The sequence below is a fragment of the Streptomyces sp. NPDC042638 genome, assembly GCF_040647235.1.
Taxonomy (GTDB): Bacteria; Actinomycetota; Actinomycetes; order Streptomycetales; family Streptomycetaceae; genus Streptomyces; species Streptomyces rameus.
On record NZ_JBEZBT010000026.1, the window covers coordinates 49,170 to 66,144 of the forward strand.

Below are 16,975 nucleotides of genomic sequence, written 5' to 3' on the forward strand. Positions count from 1 at the left end.
AGGCAGCCGAGTCGGCGGCCGAAGACCGCCTACGGGGTGTGATCTTCTTCTCGAAGAAAACACCCCGTATCCGGACAATCAGCCCTGGAATCGATACTCTTCGAGCAGTCTGCGCCCGATGATCATTTTCTGGATCTCGGCGGTGCCTTCACCGATGAGCAGCATCGGGGCCTCCCGGTAGAGGCGCTCGATCTCGTACTCCTTGGAGAAGCCGTAGCCGCCGTGGATCCGGAAGGCATCCTCCACGACCTCCTTGCAGTACTCGGAGGCGAGGTACTTCGCCATCCCTGCCTCAAGGTCGTTTCGTTCCCCGGAGTCCTTTTTGCGTGCCGCGTTGACCATCATCGCATGCGCGGCCTCGACCTTGGTGGCCATCTCCGCCAGCTTGAACTGAATGGCCTGGTGCTGGGCGATCGGCTTGCCGAAAGTGTGCCGCTGCTGGGCGTACCGGACACCCAGTTCGAAGGCACGCTGAGCGACACCGCAGCCACGCGCCGCCACATTGACGCGGCCGACCTCGACGCCGTCCATCATTTGGTAAAAACCTCGGCCGGTGACCCCGCCGAGCACCCGGTCGGCCGGAACGCGCAGGCCGTCCATGATCAGCTCGGTGGTGTCGACACCCTTGTAACCCATCTTGTCGATCTTGCCCGGGATGGTGAGGCCGGGGCGCACCTCGCCGAAGCCGGGCTCCTTCTCCACCAGGAAGGTCGTCATCGACTTGTGCGGGGCCGTGCCCTCGGGGTGTCCTTCGTCACTTCGCACGAGAACGGCCACGAGCGAGGACGTGCCGCCGTTCGTCAGCCACATCTTCTGGCCGTTCAGGACGTACTCGTCGCCGTCCTTGACCGCTTTCGAGGTGATCGCCGACACGTCGGAGCCGAGGCCCGGCTCCGACATCGAGAAGGCCCCCCGGATGTCGCCGGCGGCCATACGGGGCAGGAAGTGGTCCTTCTGCTCCTGCGTGCCGTGCTGCTTGAGCATGTACGCGACGATGAAGTGCGTGTTGATGATGCCGGACACCGACATCCAGCCGCGGGCGATCTCCTCCACGCACAGCGCGTAGGTGAGCAGCGACTCGCCCAGACCCCCGTACTCCTCGGGGATCATCAGTCCGAACAGGCCGAGCTCCTTCAGGCCGTCCACGATCTGCTGCGGGTACTCGTCGCGGTGCTCCAGCCCGGTCGCGACAGGGATGATCTCCTTGTCGACAAAGTCCCGCACGGTGGAGAGGATCTCCTGCTGGACGTCGGTCAGACCGGCGGTCTGGGCGAGACGGGCCATGGCTTACTTCTCCGACTTCTTCTCCGCGGGTGCGGACAGCTCCGGGCGGCCGGGCTGCTCGCCGCCGCGCTCCTTGATGTACGTCTCGGTGGGCACCATCACCTTGCGGCGGAAGACGCACACCAGGGTGCCGTCCTGCTTGTAGCCCTTGGTCTCGACATGGACGATCCCGCGGTCGTTCTTCGACTTCGACGGCCACTTGTCGAGCACGGTCGTCTCACCGTAGATCGTGTCGCCGTGGAAGGTCGGCGCCACGTGCCTGAGCGACTCGATCTCCAGGTTGGCGATCGCCTTGCCGGAGACGTCCGGCACGGACATGCCGAGCAGGAGGGAGTAGACGTAGTTCCCGACGACGACGTTCTTGCCGAAGTCCGTCGTCTTCTCCGCATAGTTCGTGTCCATGTGGAGCGGGTGGTGGTTCATGGTGAGGAGACAGAACAGGTGGTCGTCGTACTCCGTGACCGTCTTGCCCGGCCAGTGCTTGTACGTCGCCCCGACCTCGAACTCCTCGTAGGTGCGTCCGAACTGCATCGCGCTCAGGCCTCCGGGATCTCGAACTTGCCGGTGCGCCGCATGCCGGCGGCGCGCCCCTTGCCCGCGATGACCAGGGCCATCTTGCGGCTGGCCTCGTCGATCATCTCGTCGCCGAGCATCGCGGAGCCCTTCTTGCCGCCCGCCTCCGACGTGTAGTAGTCGTACGCGTCCAGGATCAGCTCGGCGTGGTCGTAGTCCTCCTGGGAGGGCGAGAAGATCTCGTTGGACGCCTCGACCTGGCCCGGGTGCAGCACCCACTTGCCGTCGAAGCCGAGGGCCGCGGCGCGGCCGGCCACCTCGCGGTAGCCGTCGACGTTGCGGATCTGCAGGTAGGGGCCGTCGATCGCCTGGAGGTCGTTGGCGCGGGCGGCCATCAGGATCTTCATCAGGATGTAGTGGTAGGCGTCCGCCGGGTAGCCGGGCGGCTGCTCGCCCACGACGAGCGACTTCATGTTGATGGAGGCCATGAAGTCGGCCGGGCCGAAGATGATCGTCTCGATGCGCGGGGAGGCCTGCGCGATCTCGTTGACGTTGTTCAGGCCCTGCGCGTTCTCGATCTGCGCCTCGATGCCGATCCGGCCGACCTCGAAGCCCATGGTCTTCTCGATCTGGGTGAGCAGCAGGTCCAGCGCGACGATCTGCTGGGCGTTCTGCACCTTCGGCAGCATGATGCAGTCGAGGTTCTGGCCGGCGCCCTCGACGACCGTGACGACGTCGCGGTACGTCCACTCGGTCGTCCAGTCGTTGACCCGCACGACGCGCGTCTTGCCGGTCCAGTCGCCCTCGTTGAGGAACTTGACGATGGTGTGCCGCGCCTCGGGCTTGGCGAGCGGCGCGCACGCGTCCTCCAGGTCGAGGAAGACCTGGTCCGCCGGGAGACCCTGCGCCTTCTCCAGGAAGCGCGGGTTGCTTCCCGGGACCGCCAGACAGGAGCGGCGCGGGCGAAGGCGGTTGACGGTCGTCATGCGGGGACCTCCAGGGGGTCGAGCTTGTTCGCTTTCCGGATCTCGTCGACGATGCGGCCGATGATCCCGGTGATGTCGAAGTCCTTCGGGGTGAACACCGCGGCCACACCGGCGGCCCTGAGCTGTTCGGCGTCACCGTTGGGGATGATGCCACCCGCGATCACGGGTATATCTGTGGCACCGGCCACACGCAGCCGCTGGAGTACGTCCGGGACCAGCTGGGCGTGCGAACCGGAGAGGATCGACAGGCCGACCGCGTGGACGTCCTCGGCGAGCGCCGCGTCCACGATCTGCTCGGGGGTGAGCCGGATGCCCTGGTAGACCACCTCGAAGCCGGCGTCGCGGGCGCGGACGGCGATCTGCTCGGCACCGTTGGAGTGCCCGTCCAGGCCCGGCTTGCCGACCAGGAAGCGGAGTTTGCCGACGCCCAGGTCGCGGGCGGTGCCGTCCACCCTGGCGCGGACCTCGGCCATGGCCGAGCCCTCCTCCGCCGGGACGGCCACCGGCGCCGACGACACTCCGGTCGGCGCGCGGAACTCACCGAACACCTCCCGCAGGGCCCCCGCCCACTCGCCGGTCGTGACCCCGGCACGGGCGCACTCCAGCGTGGCCTCCATCAGGTTGTCGGTGCCCTTCGCGGCCTCCTTCAGCCGCTCCAGCGCCTTGCAGGGGCGCGGGTGGTTGAACGGCGGCTGGTAGCGGGTGTCCCGCCAGCGCTGGAGCGACTCCACGACCCGGGCCTCGACCGCCGGGTCCACCGTCTGGATCGCGGTGTCCAGGTCGGCCGTCAGCGGGTTCGGCTCGGTGCCCTCGAAGATGTTGACACCGATGATCTTCTCCTGGCCGGACTCGATCCGGGCCCGGCGCTCGGCGTGCGAGGCGACCAGCTGCGACTTCAGGTAGCCGGACTCCACGGCGGCCATCGCGCCGCCCATCTCCTCGATGCGGTCGATCTCCGCGAGGGTGTCCGCGACCAGCTGGTCCACCTTCGCCTCGATCACCTTCGAGCCCTCGAAGATGTCCTCGTACTCCAGCAGGTCGCTCTCGTAGGCGAGCACCTGCTGGATGCGCAGCGACCACTGCTGGTCCCAGGGCCGGGGCAGGCCGAGGGCCTCGTTCCAGGCGGGCAGCTGCACGGCACGCGCGCGTGCGTCCTTGGAGAGGGTCACCGCGAGCATCTCCAGCACGATCCGCTGGACGTTGTTCTCCGGCTGCGCCTCGGTCAGGCCGAGGGAGTTGACCTGGACGCCGTAACGGAAGCGGCGCTGCTTGGGGTTCTCGATGCCGTACCGGTCCCGCGTGATCGTGTCCCAGATGCGGCTGAACGCCCGCATCTTGCACATCTCCTCGATGAAGCGGACGCCCGCGTTCACGAAGAAGGAGATCCGCGCGACCACGTCACCCATGCGCTCCTCGGGCACCTGTCCGGAGTCACGCACGGCGTCCAGGACGGCGATCGCGGTGGACATCGCGTACGCGATCTCCTGCACCGGCGTGGCCCCGGCCTCCTGCAGGTGGTAGCTGCAGATGTTGATCGGGTTCCACTTCGGCATGTGGGTGACCGTGTACGCGATCATGTCCGTCGTCAGGCGGAGCGAGGGACCCGGCGGGAAGACGTGCGTCCCGCGGGACAGGTACTCCTTGACGATGTCGTTCTGGGTCGTGCCCTGGAGCCGGGTGATGTCCGCGCCCTGCTCCTCGGCGACGACCTGATAGAGCGCCAGCAGCCACATGGCGGTGGCGTTGATCGTCATCGAGGTGTTCATCTGCTCCAGGGGGATGTCCTGGAACAGCCGGCGCATGTCACCGAGGTGCGCGACGGGCACGCCCACCCGGCCGACCTCGCCGCGGGCGAGGATGTGGTCGGAGTCGTAGCCGGTCTGCGTCGGCAGGTCGAACGCCACCGACAGACCGGTCTGGCCCTTGGCGAGGTTGCGCCGGTACAGCTCGTTGGACGCCTCCGCCGTCGAGTGACCGGCGTAGGTCCGCATGAGCCACGGACGGTCCTTCTGACGCTCTGTCATCTAAGGCCCTCAGATGTTCCGGAAGCGGTTGATGGCGTCGATGTGCTTCGCGCGCATGTCCTCGTCGCGCACGCCCAGGCCCTCCTCGGGCGCGAGGCACAGCACGCCGACCTTGCCCTGGTGCGCGTTGCGGTGGACGTCGTGGGCGGCCTGCCCGGTGTCCTCCAGGGAGTACACCTTCGAGAGCGTCGGGTGGATCTTGCCCTTGGCGATCAGGCGGTTGGCCTCCCACGCCTCGCGGTAGTTGGCGAAGTGGGAGCCGATGATCCGCTTGAGCGACATCCACAGGTAGCGGTTGTCGTACTCGTGCATGTAGCCCGAGGTCGAGGCGCAGGTGGTGATGGTGCCGCCCTTGCGGGTGACGAAGACGCTCGCGCCGAAGGTCTCGCGGCCGGGGTGCTCGAAGACGATGTCGATGTCCTCGCCGCCGGTGAGTTCGCGGATGCGCTTGCCGAAGCGCTTCCACTCCTTCGGGTCCTGGGTGGTCTCGTCCTTCCAGAACCGGTAGCCCTCGGCGCTGCGGTCGATGATCGACTCGGCGCCCATCGAGCGGCAGATGTCCGCCTTCTGCTCGCTGGAGACGACACAGATCGGGTTGGCGCCGCCGGCCAGCGCGAACTGGGTGGCGTACGAGCCGAGTCCGCCGCTCGCGCCCCAGATCAGGACGTTGTCGCCCTGCTTCATGCCGGCGCCGTTGCGGGAGACGAGCTGGCGGTAGGCGGTGGAGTTGACCAGGCCGGGGGCCGCGGCCTCCTCCCAGCTGAGGTGGGCCGGCTTCGGCATCAGCTGGTTGGACTTGACCAGGGCGATCTCGGCGAGGCCGCCGAAGTTCGTCTCGAAGCCCCAGATGCGCTGCTCGGGGTCGAGCATGGTGTCGTTGTGGCCGTCGGAGGATTCCATCTCGACGGACAGGCAGTGGGCGACGACCTCGTCGCCGGGCTTCCAGGCGTTGACTCCGGGGCCGGTGCGCAGGACGACGCCCGCGAGGTCGGAGCCGATGATGTGGTACGGCAGGTCGTGGCGCTTGGCCAGCTCGTTGGTGCGGCCGTAGCGCTCCAGGAACCCGAACGTGGACAGCGGCTCGAAGATCGAGGTCCACACCGAGTTGTAGTTGACCGAGGAGGCCATGACGGCCACCAGGGCCTCGCCCGGGCCCAGCTCGGGCACGGGGACCTCGTCGAGGTGGATCGACTTGCGCGGGTCCTTGTCACGGGTCTCGAGGCCCGCGAACATCTCCGTCTCGTCCTTGTGCACGGTGATCGCGCGGTACGAGTCGGGGAGCGGCAGAGCGGCGAAGTCGGCGGACGTGGCGTCCTTCGACTGGATCGCGTCCAGGATGTCCTTCACGGTCACGGTGTTGCCTCCGGCGGTGAGCGCCCTGGGGGAGGGGCGCCTACGGGTTCGTCGGTGCTGCGATGAGCTGCTGAGGGTTTCGGGGTGTGCCGTCGGTTCGGCTCGGTGGTGCTTCGGCAGCGCTTTGTGGCGCGGGAGGTTGCCTGTGACGCAGGCGTCCGGGCGCGCAAGCCATGTGCTTGCGGGGACAGCCGGCGAACGAGAGGTCTCTGCTCGCCGGCCGCCCGGACACCATCAACGTATGACACCGCGTGTCAGTCGGCAAGGCACTGAGTGCCAGAACTTCCTCTCAGATGAAATCTTTACGTAACAAATGAGCGATGATCGATCGAACGCGCTCTGAAAACTTGCAGAAACCAGCCCCTGGCATGCCAAAACGGCCACCCCGAAGGGTGGCCGTCGACACAGCTGAGCGGAGCGGTCAGCGCTCCTTCAGCGCCTCCTCGATGGTCCGCATGACCTCTGCCAGCGGGGCATCGGTACGGGCGACCGTCACCAGCACCTCGCCGTGCGCGGAGACCGTGGCCGGGGCGGTCGTGGCGGCCGGCCCGGCGGCCGGGCCGCGGCCGGCCCCGATGCCGGTGCCGAAGGTCTTGCGCACGATCGCGAAGGCGTGGTCGAGCTGGTTCTCCACGTCGCCCTGGCCGCCCGCCCGCAGCCAGCGCCTGAGGACGTGGTTGTGGGCCGTGACCACGGCCGACGCGGCGACCTCGGCCAGCAGCGGGTCGTCGTTGGCGTCGTCGGCGTGCGCGTGCTCGTCGAAGTGGCCGAGCAGATAGCGGGTGAACAGGCGCTCGTAGCGGGCCACGGAGGCGATCTCGGCCTCGCGCAGCGTGGGCACCTCGCGCGTGAGCTTGTAGCGGGCGACGGAGATCTCCGGCCGCGCCGCGTACATCTTCATGACCTCTTTGATGCCACGGCACACGGTGTCGAGCGGATGCTCGTGCGCGGGGGCGGCGTTGAGGACCGCCTCCGCGCGGATCAGGGTGTCGTCGTGGTCCGGGAAGATCGCCTCTTCCTTGGAGCGGAAGTGGCGGAAGAAGGTGCGCCGGGCGACCCCGGCGGCGGCGGCGATCTCGTCGACGGTGGTGGCTTCGTACCCCTTGGTCGCGAACAGCTCCATGGCCGCTGCCGCCAGTTCCCGGCGCATTTTGAGCCGCTGGGCGGCGGCGCGGCTGCCTGCGGCACTTTCCGGCGCGTCGGGCGTAGCTGGCGTACGTGAGGACTTGGCGGGCTGGGACATGACCCGAACGTACTGCATGCGCGCAGCTCGGTGCGCAGGTCCGGGGTGCCCCCCGCCCGTGGAGGGCGGGGGACCGCCGGGCCGGCCGGGCGGGGGAGAGCCCCCCGGGTCGAGCAGCCCGCCCCAGTCCTGCTCCGTCCGGAACCAGTCGCCGACGCCGTCAGCGGCGGGCATACTCGCGGAAACCGCGGCCGGTCTTGCGGCCGAGGCAGCCCGCGGCCACCAGGTGCTCCAGCAGCGGCGCCGGCGCCAGGCCGGGGTCGCGGAACTCGCGGTGCAGCACCTTCTCGATGGCCAGCGAGACGTCCAGGCCGACCACGTCCAGCAGCTCGAACGGGCCCATCGGGTAACCGCCGCCCAGCCTCATCGCCGCGTCGATGTCGTCCAGGGTCGCGTAGTGCTCCTGGACCATCTTGATCGCGTTGTTGAGGTACGGGAAGAGCAGCGCGTTCACGATGAAGCCCGCACGGTCCCCGCAGTCGACCGCGTGCTTCCTGATCCGGCCGCAGACCTCGCGGACCGTCGCGTGCACGTCGTCCGCGGTCAGCACCGTGCGCACGACCTCGACCAGCTTCATGGCCGGCGCCGGGTTGAAGAAGTGCATGCCGATCACGTCCTGCGGGCGCGAGGTGGCCCGGGCGCAGGCGACGACGGGCAGCGACGAGGTGGTGGTGGCCAGGACCGCGCCCGGCTTGCACACCTTGTCCAGCGTCCCGAACAGCTGCCGCTTGACCTCCAGGTCCTCCGCGACCGCCTCGACGGCCAGGTCGACGTCCGCGAAGGCGTCGTAGGAGCCGGCCGGAGCGATCAGGTCCAGGATCTGCGCGGCGGCCTCCGCGGTCAGCCGGCCCTTGTCGACGGAGCGGGCCAGGGACTTGCCGATGCGGGCCTTGGCCGCCTGGGCCTTCTCCTCGCTGCGGGCGGCCAGGACCACCTGGTAGCCGGCCTTGGCGAACACCTCGGCGATACCGGAGGCCATGGTCCCGGAACCCGCGACACCGACCGAGCGGACCACGCGGCCCGCGGCGGCGGTGCCGCCCTCCGCCGGGGTCAGCGCGTCCGGCACGACCGTGCCGCTCCCCGGCGCCTCGTAGGTGTAGAAGCCGCGCCCGGCCTTGCGGCCCGTCAGCCCCGCCTCGCTGAGCTGCTTGAGGATCGGGGCGGGGGCGTGCAGCCGGTCCCGGGACTCGGCGTACATCGCCTCCAGGACCGTACGGGCGGTGTCGACGCCGATCAGGTCCAGCAGGGCGAGCGGGCCCATGGGCAGACCGCAGCCGAGCCGCATGGCGGCGTCGATGTCCTCGCGCGAGGCGTACCTGGCCTCGTACATCGCGGCGGCCTGGTTCAGGTAGCCGAAGAGCAGCCCGTCCGCGACGAAGCCCGGCCGGTCGCCGACCGCGACCGGCTCCTTGCCCAGCTCGACCGCGAGGTCGGTGACGGCGGCCACGGCCTGCGGCGCGGTCAGCACCGAGGAGACCACCTCGACCAGCTTCATGGCCGGCGCCGGGTTGAAGAAGTGCAGGCCGAGCACGCGTTCGGGGCGGGCCGAGTCGGCGGCGAGCCGGGTCACCGACAGCGCGTTGGTGCCCGTCGCGAGGATCGTCTCCGGGCGCACGATGCCGTCCAGCTCCCGGAAGATCTGGTGCTTGATCTCGTACGACTCCGGGGCCACCTCGATGACGAGGTCGGCGTCGGCCGCCGCGGTGAGGTCGGTGGCGGTGCGCACCCGGGCCAGTGCCGCGGCACGCTGCTCCTCGGTGAGCCGGCCGCGTGCCACGGCACGGGCGGTGGCGGCCCGGAGGACGGCGAGCGCCTCGCCGGTGCGGGCCTCGCTGAGGTCGATGCCGATCACCTCACGGCCGGCCCGCGCGAGGACCTCGGCGATACCGGTGCCCATGGTGCCGAGGCCGACGACGGCGATCGTCCTGAGCGGGGAGAGCGGGGACAGAGGGGTGTCGGACAGGGGAGTGGCCATCGCGGGACTCCAGGAATGAGGGTGACGACGAGGAACGCGCCGGGTGCGCCCGGGAGGACGCACCACGGTGCGTGCGGAGTGCGGGTGTTGCCGGGCTGCGAGCGCACACGCCCGGTGCTGCCGGTGCCGCGGGCGTGCACACGCCCGGGAACGGCGGGACTTCCGACCGGCTCTGTCCCGAAGCCGGGTCGTACTGCGGTACGTATGGCGTACCGAACCGACAGAACTCGCTCGCGACGGCTGCGTCACCAAACCGGCGCCAGCGGCAAGGCGAGAGGTTTTCTCGCTCGTCTGAGCTTAACCGGCGAGTAACGAGCGCGCTAGTCCCCGGACTTTGTGATGTAGCTCCCCCGGCCCGCGCAACCCCTCTACGCTGGACCTCGTGGACGAAGAGTTGCGATCGCTCACGGAACGCTTACGGCAGGAGTCGGGCGGGTCGGCGGCGTTCGAGCGCCTGCTGGCCACCGGGGACCACGACGAGCTGGCCGAGGTCCTCACCGCGCCCGGACAGCCGCTGTGGGCCCGGGAACTGGCCGCGTTCCGCCTCGGCCGCGCGGGCGACCGGCGCGCCTTCGAGGCGTTGGTGCTGCTGCTCAACCACCGCGACCCGCCGCGCTGCGCCTCCGCCGCGCACGCCCTCGCCCGCCTCGGCGATCCGCGCACGGCCCGGGCCGCCGCCGCCCTCGCCACCAACGAACTCCGCGTCGCCTACGCCCTGCACCCGGTACGGCTCCTGGCCGCCCTGCGCGCCCCGGAGTCCGTTCCCGCGCTGATCACCACCCTGGAGCGGCGGCTGCGCCCGCACGACCCGTACCGGCGGGTCGCCCTCGCCTGCGTGGAGGGACTGGGCGCGCTCGGCGACGCCCGCGCCCGGCGGGTGCTGACCGAGGCCCTGGCGCACCCGGTGCTCGCGGAGGCGGCGGTGCACGCACTGGCCCGCCTCCCGCAGGGCCAACCGAGGTGACGCCTCGTCAGACAGGCCCTAGGACGCGGGCGTACCGCACCTCGGGCACCGGTACGCCGTCCGCCTCGAAGGGCTCCTCGGCGCCGTCGGCCCGGAACCCGGCACGCTCGTAGAAGCGGCGGGCGGACACGTTGTCCTTGAGGACCCACAGAAGCATGCGCGGATACGCCGGGCACCGCTCGACCGACGCGGTGAGCAGCTCCCGCCCGATCCCGCGGCCGAGGTGCGCCGGGTCGACGTAGAGCGCGTACAGCTCGGCGTCGCCGGTGTCCGCCCCACCGTCCCGGTACGGCCCGTGCGCCGCCCACCCGAGCACCCGGCCGCCTTGCTCGGCGACCAGGTTCACCACCGGGCCGCCGCCCCGCCCGAACCGGGCCCGGCGCCGTTCGGCGTCCGCCGTGACGCTGAGGCCGTCCAGGTACGGCTGCGGCATGAGCCCCCGGTAGGCGTGCTGCCAGCCGCGGATCCGGATCTCGGAGACGCGGTCGCAGTCGGCACGTGTCATGGGGCGGATGTGCGTGCGGGGCTCGTCCATGACGGAACCCTAGGGAACCGCCCTCCGGCACCGCCCGGCATTTTCCGGCCGCCGGGCGCGGCACGTCCGGCGGCACACTCAGCGGCGCAGGCCCAGCAGTCCGTGCAGGGCCGAGCCGCGGGACCTCGCCGACGCCGCCTTCGACGTCAGCGGTTTCGGGTCCGGTGACTTGGCGCAGACCGCGTCGACCGTCCCGGTGCCGTGCGGCAGCCGGCCGTCGGTCAGATAGGCGGCCAGATACCCGTCCAGGCACCTGTTGCCGCTCAGCGTGACGCCGTGGTTGCCGCCGCCCTGCTCGACCACCAGGCTGGAGCGGGCCAGCAGCCCGTGCACCGTGACGGCACCGGCGTAGGGGGTCGCGGCGTCGTCGGTCGCCTGGAGCAGCAGCGCCGGCGGCAGCTTGCCGTTGGCGATGTTCACCCGCCGCAGCGGGGCCGTCGGCCAGAACGCGCACGGCGCGTTGTACCAGGTGTTGTTCCAGGCCATCAGGGGAGCCTTGGCGTAGACCTCCCAGGCGTCCGCCCGCCACCGGTTCCAGCCGCGCGGCCAGCCCGCGTCACGGCACTGCACCGCCGTGTAGACGCTGTAGCCGTTGTCGCCCGAGGCGTCCATGGCGGCGAAGTTCTCGTACGCCTCCACCAGCGGTCCGGTGACCCCCCGGCGCGCGTAGGCCGCGAACGCGTCGGCGAGGTAGGGCCAGTAGCCGTTGTAGTAGCCGCCGGGTGTGAAGGTGTCCTCCAGCTCCGCGGCGCCGACCTTGCCGCCGGCCGGCTTCCTCGCCAGCGCCGCCCGCATCGCGTACCAGCGGGCCTCGATCCTCTCCGGGTCCCTGCCGAGCCGGTAGTCGGCGTCGTGTGCCGCGATCCAGGCCATCAGCGCGCGGTGGCGGTCGTTGAAGGCGTACTCCTGGCCGAGGTTGTCCTGGTACCAGACGCCGGTCGGGTCGACGATCGAGTCCAGTACCAGCCGGTGGACCCGCCGGGGGTACAGCTTCGCGTACACCGCGCCCAGGTAGGTGCCGTAGGAGTAGCCGAAGTAGCTGATCCTCGGTGCGCCCAGGGCCTGCCGGACGGTGTCCAGGTCCCGGGCCGCGCTGACCGTGTCCATGTAGGGCAGTACGTCGGCGTACTTCCGGCCGCACGCCGCGGCGAAGGACCTGGCGCGGTCGGTGTTCGCCCGCTCCAGCGCGGGGGTGGCCGGCACGGAGTCGGGGCGGCCGGGCCTGAAGTGGCCGGGCACGCAGTTCAGGGCCGGCCTGCTGCGGCCGACCCCGCGCGGGTCGAAGCCGACGACGTCGTACCGGGCCGCCACGCTCCTCGGCAGCGCCGAGGCGACGAACCCGGCGAGGGCCAGACCGCTGCCGCCGGGGCCGCCGGGGTTGACCAGCAGCGGGCCCTGAAAGGCCCGCGCGGTGTGCGGGACGCGGGTCAGGGCGAGCGTGATCCGCCGGCCCGACGGGTTCGCGTGGTCCAGCGGCACCCGCACGGCGGCGCACTGGAGCGTGGGGTGGTCGCGGGTGCCGCACTTCTTCCAGGCGGCCTTCGGCACGGCGGCGGGGCCGGTGCCGGCCTGGGCGGGAACGGCGGTGAGCGCACCCGCCACCACGGCGGCGGCTGCGCACAGCGCGGCTGCGCGTGTTCTCATACGGGTCCTCCCGGGACGGAGGGTTTCGGCGAACCGCGAGGCTCACGGCTCTCGCCGGATCGTCCCGGTCTCGGGACCCCGAAGAACCCGTTGCGGAGATACTTGACCCTATTGGGCCGTGGGATGCGCCCTAACGCCTGGAGAGCACTCGGCAGCACTCACATGAGGCTCAGCTGGACCGGTTCCGCTCCGGCGGGGGCGGGCGCCGGCCCGGCCGGACGGATCCGGCGGGCCTGGCCCGCGCGCGTGGGCCCGATGCCGTACTCCCGCGCCAGGTCGTGCACCTGACGGGTGATCCGGCGCTGGTACCACTTGGGCGCGTAGGCGCCCTCCGCGTAGAGGCGCTCGTACCGGCGTACCAGGTGCGGATGGTGCTGCCCGAGCCAGGCCGTGAACCACTCCCGGGCGCCCGGGCGCAGGTGCAGCACGAGAGGGGTGACGGAGGTGGCCCCGGCGGCCGCGATGGCCCGTACCGTCTCCCGCAACCGGTCCGGGTGGTCGCTCAGGAACGGGATCACGGGCGCCATGAGCACCCCGCAGCCGATGCCGTGTTCCCCGAGGGCGCGTACGACGTCCAGCCGGCGTTCGGGCGCGGGCGTGCCCGGTTCCACCGTGCGCCACAGCTCGGTGTCCAGGAAGCCGACGGAGACCGAGATGCCCACGTCCGTCACCTCCGAGGCCCGGACCAGCAGCTCCAGGTCGCGCAGGATCAGGGTGCCCTTGGTGAGGATGGAGAACGGGTTGGCGTGGTCGGTGAGCGCGGAGATGATGCCCGGCATCAGCTGGTACCGGCCCTCGGCGCGCTGGTAGCAGTCGACGTTCGTGCCCATCGCCACGTGCTCTCCCTGCCAGCGGCGCGAGCCGAGCTGGCGGCGCAGCACCTCGGGGGCGTTCACCTTGACCACGATCTGGGTGTCGAATCCGATGCCGGTGTCGAGGTCCAGGTAGCCGTGGGTCTTGCGGGCGAAGCAGTACACGCACGCGTGCGTGCAGCCGCGGTAGGGGTTGACCGTCCATTCGAACGGCATGCGCGAGGCGCCCGGCACCCGGTTCAGCACCGAGCGCGCCCGCACCTCGTGGAAGGTGATCCCGCGGAACTCGGGTGTGTCGAACGTGCGGGTGGTCACGGCGTCCGCGCCGAACAGCCCGGCGTCGGCGGGCCGGCCGTGTTCGCTCTCGTCCGTGAGGTTCTCCCAGCGCATGACGCCTCCTCGCTCGTGCTGCCCACACAATAGAACATCTGTTCCCATGATCGTGCGAACCCCGATTTGGGCGGCCGGGCGCCGGGGTGGTTGGCTTGCCCCAACCCCGAGCAACCAGGTCCTGGAGGAACGCAATGGCGCAGGTCGAGGCCACTACGGAGCGGGTCGTCGCGGCGGACGCGGAGAAGGTGTTCGACGCCCTCGCCGACTACCGCGGCACCCGGCAGAAGCTGCTGCCCGAGCACTTCAGCGAGTACGAGGTGCGCGAGGGCGGCGACGGCGAGGGCACCCTCGTCCACTGGAAGCTCCAGGCCACCAGCAAGCGGGTGCGTGACTGCCTGCTGGAGGTCAGCGAGCCCACCGAGGGCGAGCTGGTGGAGAAGGACCGCAACTCCTCCATGGTCACCACCTGGCGCGTCACCCCCGCGGGCGAGGGAAGCTCCCGCGTGGTCGTCACCACCACCTGGCAGGGCGCCGGCGGCATCGGCGGCTTCTTCGAGAAGACCTTCGCGCCCAAGGGCCTCGGCCGGATCTACGACGCGCTGCTCGCCAACCTCGCCGCAGAAGTCGAGAAGTAGCCCAAGAGCCCGCCGGTGGAAGGGTGTTGACGCCCGGTTGACCCCTTCACCGGTTCGGGTGGATGTCCGCCCCGGAACGGATCGGGCCGTAACTCACCGCAGTTGATCGCAGTTGTCGCCTTACGCGGGAAATGTGACAGCTGTGACGAGGGGAGCGGTTCGTGGGCGGGACGACTCTGGTGAAGCACGAGCCGGCCGTGGCACCGGCGGCGGGCGAGGAGGAGGAGACGGCCGCCGCAGCGCCGCCGCCCCCCGGACCGGCCGCCGGACTCGGGCCCCGCCGGGTCCGGCTGGTCTTCCTCGGACTGATGCTGGCGCTGCTGCTGGCCGCGCTGGACCAGATGATCGTCGCCACCGCCCTGCCGAAGGTGGTCGGCGAACTGCACGGCCTGGACAAGATGTCCTGGGCGATCACCGCCTATCTGCTCACCTCCACCATCGGCCTGCCCCTGTACGGCAAACTCGGCGACCTGGTCGGCCGCAAGGGCGTCTTCCAGTTCGCCATCGCCGTCTTCGTCGTCGGCTCCGCGCTCGCCGGCCGGGCCGGGACCATGGACCAGCTGATCGTCTACCGCGCCGTCCAGGGCGTCGGCGCGGGCGGGCTCATGATCGGCGTGCAGGCGATCATCGCCGACATCGTGCCGCCCCGGGAGCGCGGCCGGTACATGGGCCTCATCGGCGCCGCGTTCGGCCTCGCCTCCGTCGCCGGCCCGCTGCTCGGCGGCTACTTCACCGACCACCTCTCCTGGCGCTGGTGCTTCTACATCAACGTCCCCTTCGGCCTGGTCACCCTCGCCGTCATCAGCGTCGTGCTGAAGCTCCCCCGGCCGCGTGCGCGCGCCCGGCTCGACGTCCTCGGCGCGCTGCTGCTCGCCGCCGCCTCCACCTGCCTGGTCCTGCTCACCAGCTGGGGCGGCACCGAATACGCCTGGGACTCCCGGGAGATCCTCGGCCTCGGCGCCGGAGCCCTGCTCGCCACCGTCCTCTTCCTGGCCGCCGAGCGCTTCGCCGCCGAACCCCTCATCCCCCTGCGGCTGTTCCGCGACTCCGTGTTCAACGTCAGCGGACTGGTCGGCCTGGTGATCGGCGTCGCCCTGTTCGGCGCCGCCAGCTATCTGCCCACCTTCCTGCAGATGGTCGACGGGGCCAGCGCCACCGAGTCCGGGCTGCTGATGCTGCCCATGATGGCCGGGATCGTCGGCGCCTCGATCATCGGCGGGCAGCTCATCAGCCACACCGGCCGCTACCGGATCTACCCCGTGCTCGGCGGCGCCGTCTCCACCGTCGGCATGTGGCTGCTGTCCCGGCTCCAGACCGACACGCCCCGGTGGCAGTACAGCATCTGGATGGCCGTCCTCGGCGCCGGCATCGGCCTGGTGATGCCCGTCCTCGTCCTCGCCGTGCAGAACTCCGTGCGCCCCGCCGACCTCGGCAGCGCCACCAGCGCCAACAACTACTTCCGGCAGATCGGCGGCAGCGTCGGCGCCGCCGTCTTCGGCACCCTCTTCGCCGACCGGCTCGCCGGCGCCCTGCGCGAGGAACTGCCCGCGCGCGCCGGCACCGGGCTGCCCGACGCCGACTCCCTCACCCCGCAGCTCGTGCACGCGCTGCCCCCGGCCCTGCGCGACGCCTACATCCGCGCCTACGCGGACGCGATGCCGCGGATCTTCCTGTACCTCGTCCCGGTGCTCGCCCTCGGCATGCTCGTCGCCTTCTTCCTCAAGGAGAAACCACTGGTGTCCCACAACGCCCCCGCCACCGACCAGGAGACCGCACCGGTGAACGCCCCCATCCCGCAGGCCCGCATCCAGCCCTCGGCCGGGGGCGGCGCCGTCCCGCCCCGCTCGTCGTACGCCGCCGGCATCCCCGTCTGCGGCACGGTGCAGCACCCCGACGGCACCGTGGTGCCCCGCGCGGCGCTCACCCTCATCGACGTCGCCGGGCAGCAGATCGGCCGGGGCGCCAGCGGCGAGGACGGGCGGTACGCGCTCAGCACGCCCGGCTCCGGGGCGTACGTGCTGATCGCCGCCGCCGGCGGACACCAGCCGCAGGCCGTCTCCGTCACCGTCGGCGAACGCCCCGTCGAGCTCGACGTCGTCCTCGGCGGCGCCGGGCGCCTCGCCGGCAGTGTGCTCACCGCCGACGGCAGCCCCGTCCGGGACGCCATCGTCACCCTCACCAACGTGCACGGCGAGGTCGTCTCCGCCACCCGCAGCGGACGTGAGGGCGGCTACGTCATCACGGAGCTGGTCGCCGGTGAGTACACCCTCGCCGCCAGCGCCCCCGCCTTCCGGCCCGCCGCGCTCCCGGTCAGCGTGCAGGCCTCCCGGGAGACCCGGCAGGACGTCGAACTCGCGGGCGGCGCGGTGCTCAGGGGGACTGTCCGGGCCAGCGGGGGACGCGCCGTGGAGGACGCCCGGGTGACCCTGCTCGACGCCGCCGGCAACGTCGTCGACACCCTCACCACCGGAGCCGACGGAACGTTCCGGTTCGTCGATCTCTCCTCCGGGGAGTACACCGTCATCGCCGCCGGTTACCCGCCGGTCGCCACGGTGCTGCAGGTCGCGGGCGGTGGCCGCACCGAGCGGGACCTCCAGCTGGGGCACGAGGACTGACGGGGCGCACGCGGCGCGCCGGGCAGTGCGCCGGTGGCATCCGGTGACACCAATTCCAG

General features: G+C 71.0%; 13 protein-coding genes. 3 read left to right on the forward strand and 10 right to left on the reverse strand.

Annotation, left to right across the window (positions count from 1 at the left end):
* Window positions 1-78: 78 nt before the first annotated feature.
* The 7 genes from AB0B40_RS21460 to AB0B40_RS21490 all read right to left on the reverse strand — a co-directional run bounded on the left by AB0B40_RS21460 (window position 79) and on the right by AB0B40_RS21490 (window position 9,378).
* Entirely contained in the window at window positions 79-1,284 is a 1,206-nt protein-coding gene (locus tag AB0B40_RS21460; protein ID WP_190045477.1) for an acyl-CoA dehydrogenase family protein, read from the reverse strand.
* Between the two features lie 3 nt (window positions 1,285-1,287).
* Window positions 1,288-1,815: a MaoC family dehydratase gene (locus tag AB0B40_RS21465; protein ID WP_345056784.1), complete on the reverse strand. Its 528-nt coding sequence runs from the start codon at window positions 1,813-1,815 to the stop codon at window positions 1,288-1,290.
* Between the two features lie 5 nt (window positions 1,816-1,820).
* Window positions 1,821-2,783 carry a CoA ester lyase gene (locus tag AB0B40_RS21470; RefSeq protein WP_345056785.1) on the reverse strand — a complete coding sequence of 321 codons (963 nt, stop codon included), beginning with the start codon at window positions 2,781-2,783 and terminating at the stop codon, window positions 1,821-1,823.
* Window positions 2,780-4,807: a protein meaA gene (locus AB0B40_RS21475; RefSeq protein WP_345056787.1), complete on the reverse strand. Its 2,028-nt coding sequence runs from the start codon at window positions 4,805-4,807 to the stop codon at window positions 2,780-2,782. Before AB0B40_RS21475 ends, AB0B40_RS21470 begins: the two co-directional genes overlap by 4 nt.
* A 9-nt stretch (window positions 4,808-4,816) precedes the next feature.
* Window positions 4,817-6,154 carry a crotonyl-CoA carboxylase/reductase gene (gene ccrA, locus AB0B40_RS21480; protein ID WP_362265032.1) on the reverse strand — a complete coding sequence of 446 codons (1,338 nt, stop codon included), beginning with the start codon at window positions 6,152-6,154 and terminating at the stop codon, window positions 4,817-4,819.
* Window positions 6,155-6,581: 427 nt separating this feature from the next.
* Window positions 6,582-7,403, reverse strand: coding sequence for a TetR family transcriptional regulator (locus AB0B40_RS21485; protein ID WP_362264987.1), 822 nt, complete (start codon window positions 7,401-7,403; stop codon window positions 6,582-6,584).
* A gap of 160 nt (window positions 7,404-7,563) precedes the next feature.
* Window positions 7,564-9,378 carry a 3-hydroxyacyl-CoA dehydrogenase family protein gene (locus AB0B40_RS21490; protein ID WP_362264989.1) on the reverse strand — a complete coding sequence of 605 codons (1,815 nt, stop codon included), beginning with the start codon at window positions 9,376-9,378 and terminating at the stop codon, window positions 7,564-7,566.
* Between the two features lie 382 nt (window positions 9,379-9,760).
* On the opposite strand from AB0B40_RS21490, the gene AB0B40_RS21495 reads away from it, so the two are divergent.
* On the forward strand, window positions 9,761-10,342 hold the full coding sequence (locus AB0B40_RS21495; protein ID WP_362264991.1) for an adenylosuccinate lyase: 582 nt from the start codon (window positions 9,761-9,763) through the stop codon (window positions 10,340-10,342).
* A gap of 7 nt (window positions 10,343-10,349) precedes the next feature.
* Here the strand turns inward: AB0B40_RS21495 and AB0B40_RS21500 are convergent, their stop codons facing one another.
* From AB0B40_RS21500 to AB0B40_RS21510, 3 genes are all read right to left on the reverse strand, one after another.
* A complete protein-coding gene (locus AB0B40_RS21500) occupies window positions 10,350-10,877 on the reverse strand; it encodes a GNAT family N-acetyltransferase (RefSeq protein ID WP_362264993.1) in 528 nt (175 codons plus the stop codon).
* A 78-nt stretch (window positions 10,878-10,955) separates the two neighbouring features.
* Window positions 10,956-12,521: an alpha/beta hydrolase gene (locus AB0B40_RS21505; RefSeq protein ID WP_362264996.1), complete on the reverse strand. Its 1,566-nt coding sequence runs from the start codon at window positions 12,519-12,521 to the stop codon at window positions 10,956-10,958.
* A gap of 158 nt (window positions 12,522-12,679) precedes the next feature.
* Window positions 12,680-13,723, reverse strand: a complete 1,044-nt coding sequence (locus AB0B40_RS21510; RefSeq protein WP_345056799.1) for an Rv2578c family radical SAM protein — start codon at window positions 13,721-13,723, stop codon at window positions 12,680-12,682.
* Between the two features lie 134 nt (window positions 13,724-13,857).
* On the opposite strand from AB0B40_RS21510, the gene AB0B40_RS21515 reads away from it, so the two are divergent.
* Window positions 13,858-14,301: an SRPBCC family protein gene (locus AB0B40_RS21515; RefSeq protein WP_345056801.1), complete on the forward strand. Its 444-nt coding sequence runs from the start codon at window positions 13,858-13,860 to the stop codon at window positions 14,299-14,301.
* A 161-nt stretch (window positions 14,302-14,462) separates the two neighbouring features.
* Window positions 14,463-16,916, forward strand: a complete 2,454-nt coding sequence (locus AB0B40_RS21520) for an MFS transporter (RefSeq protein ID WP_362264998.1) — start codon at window positions 14,463-14,465, stop codon at window positions 16,914-16,916.
* Window positions 16,917-16,975 lie beyond the last annotated feature (59 nt).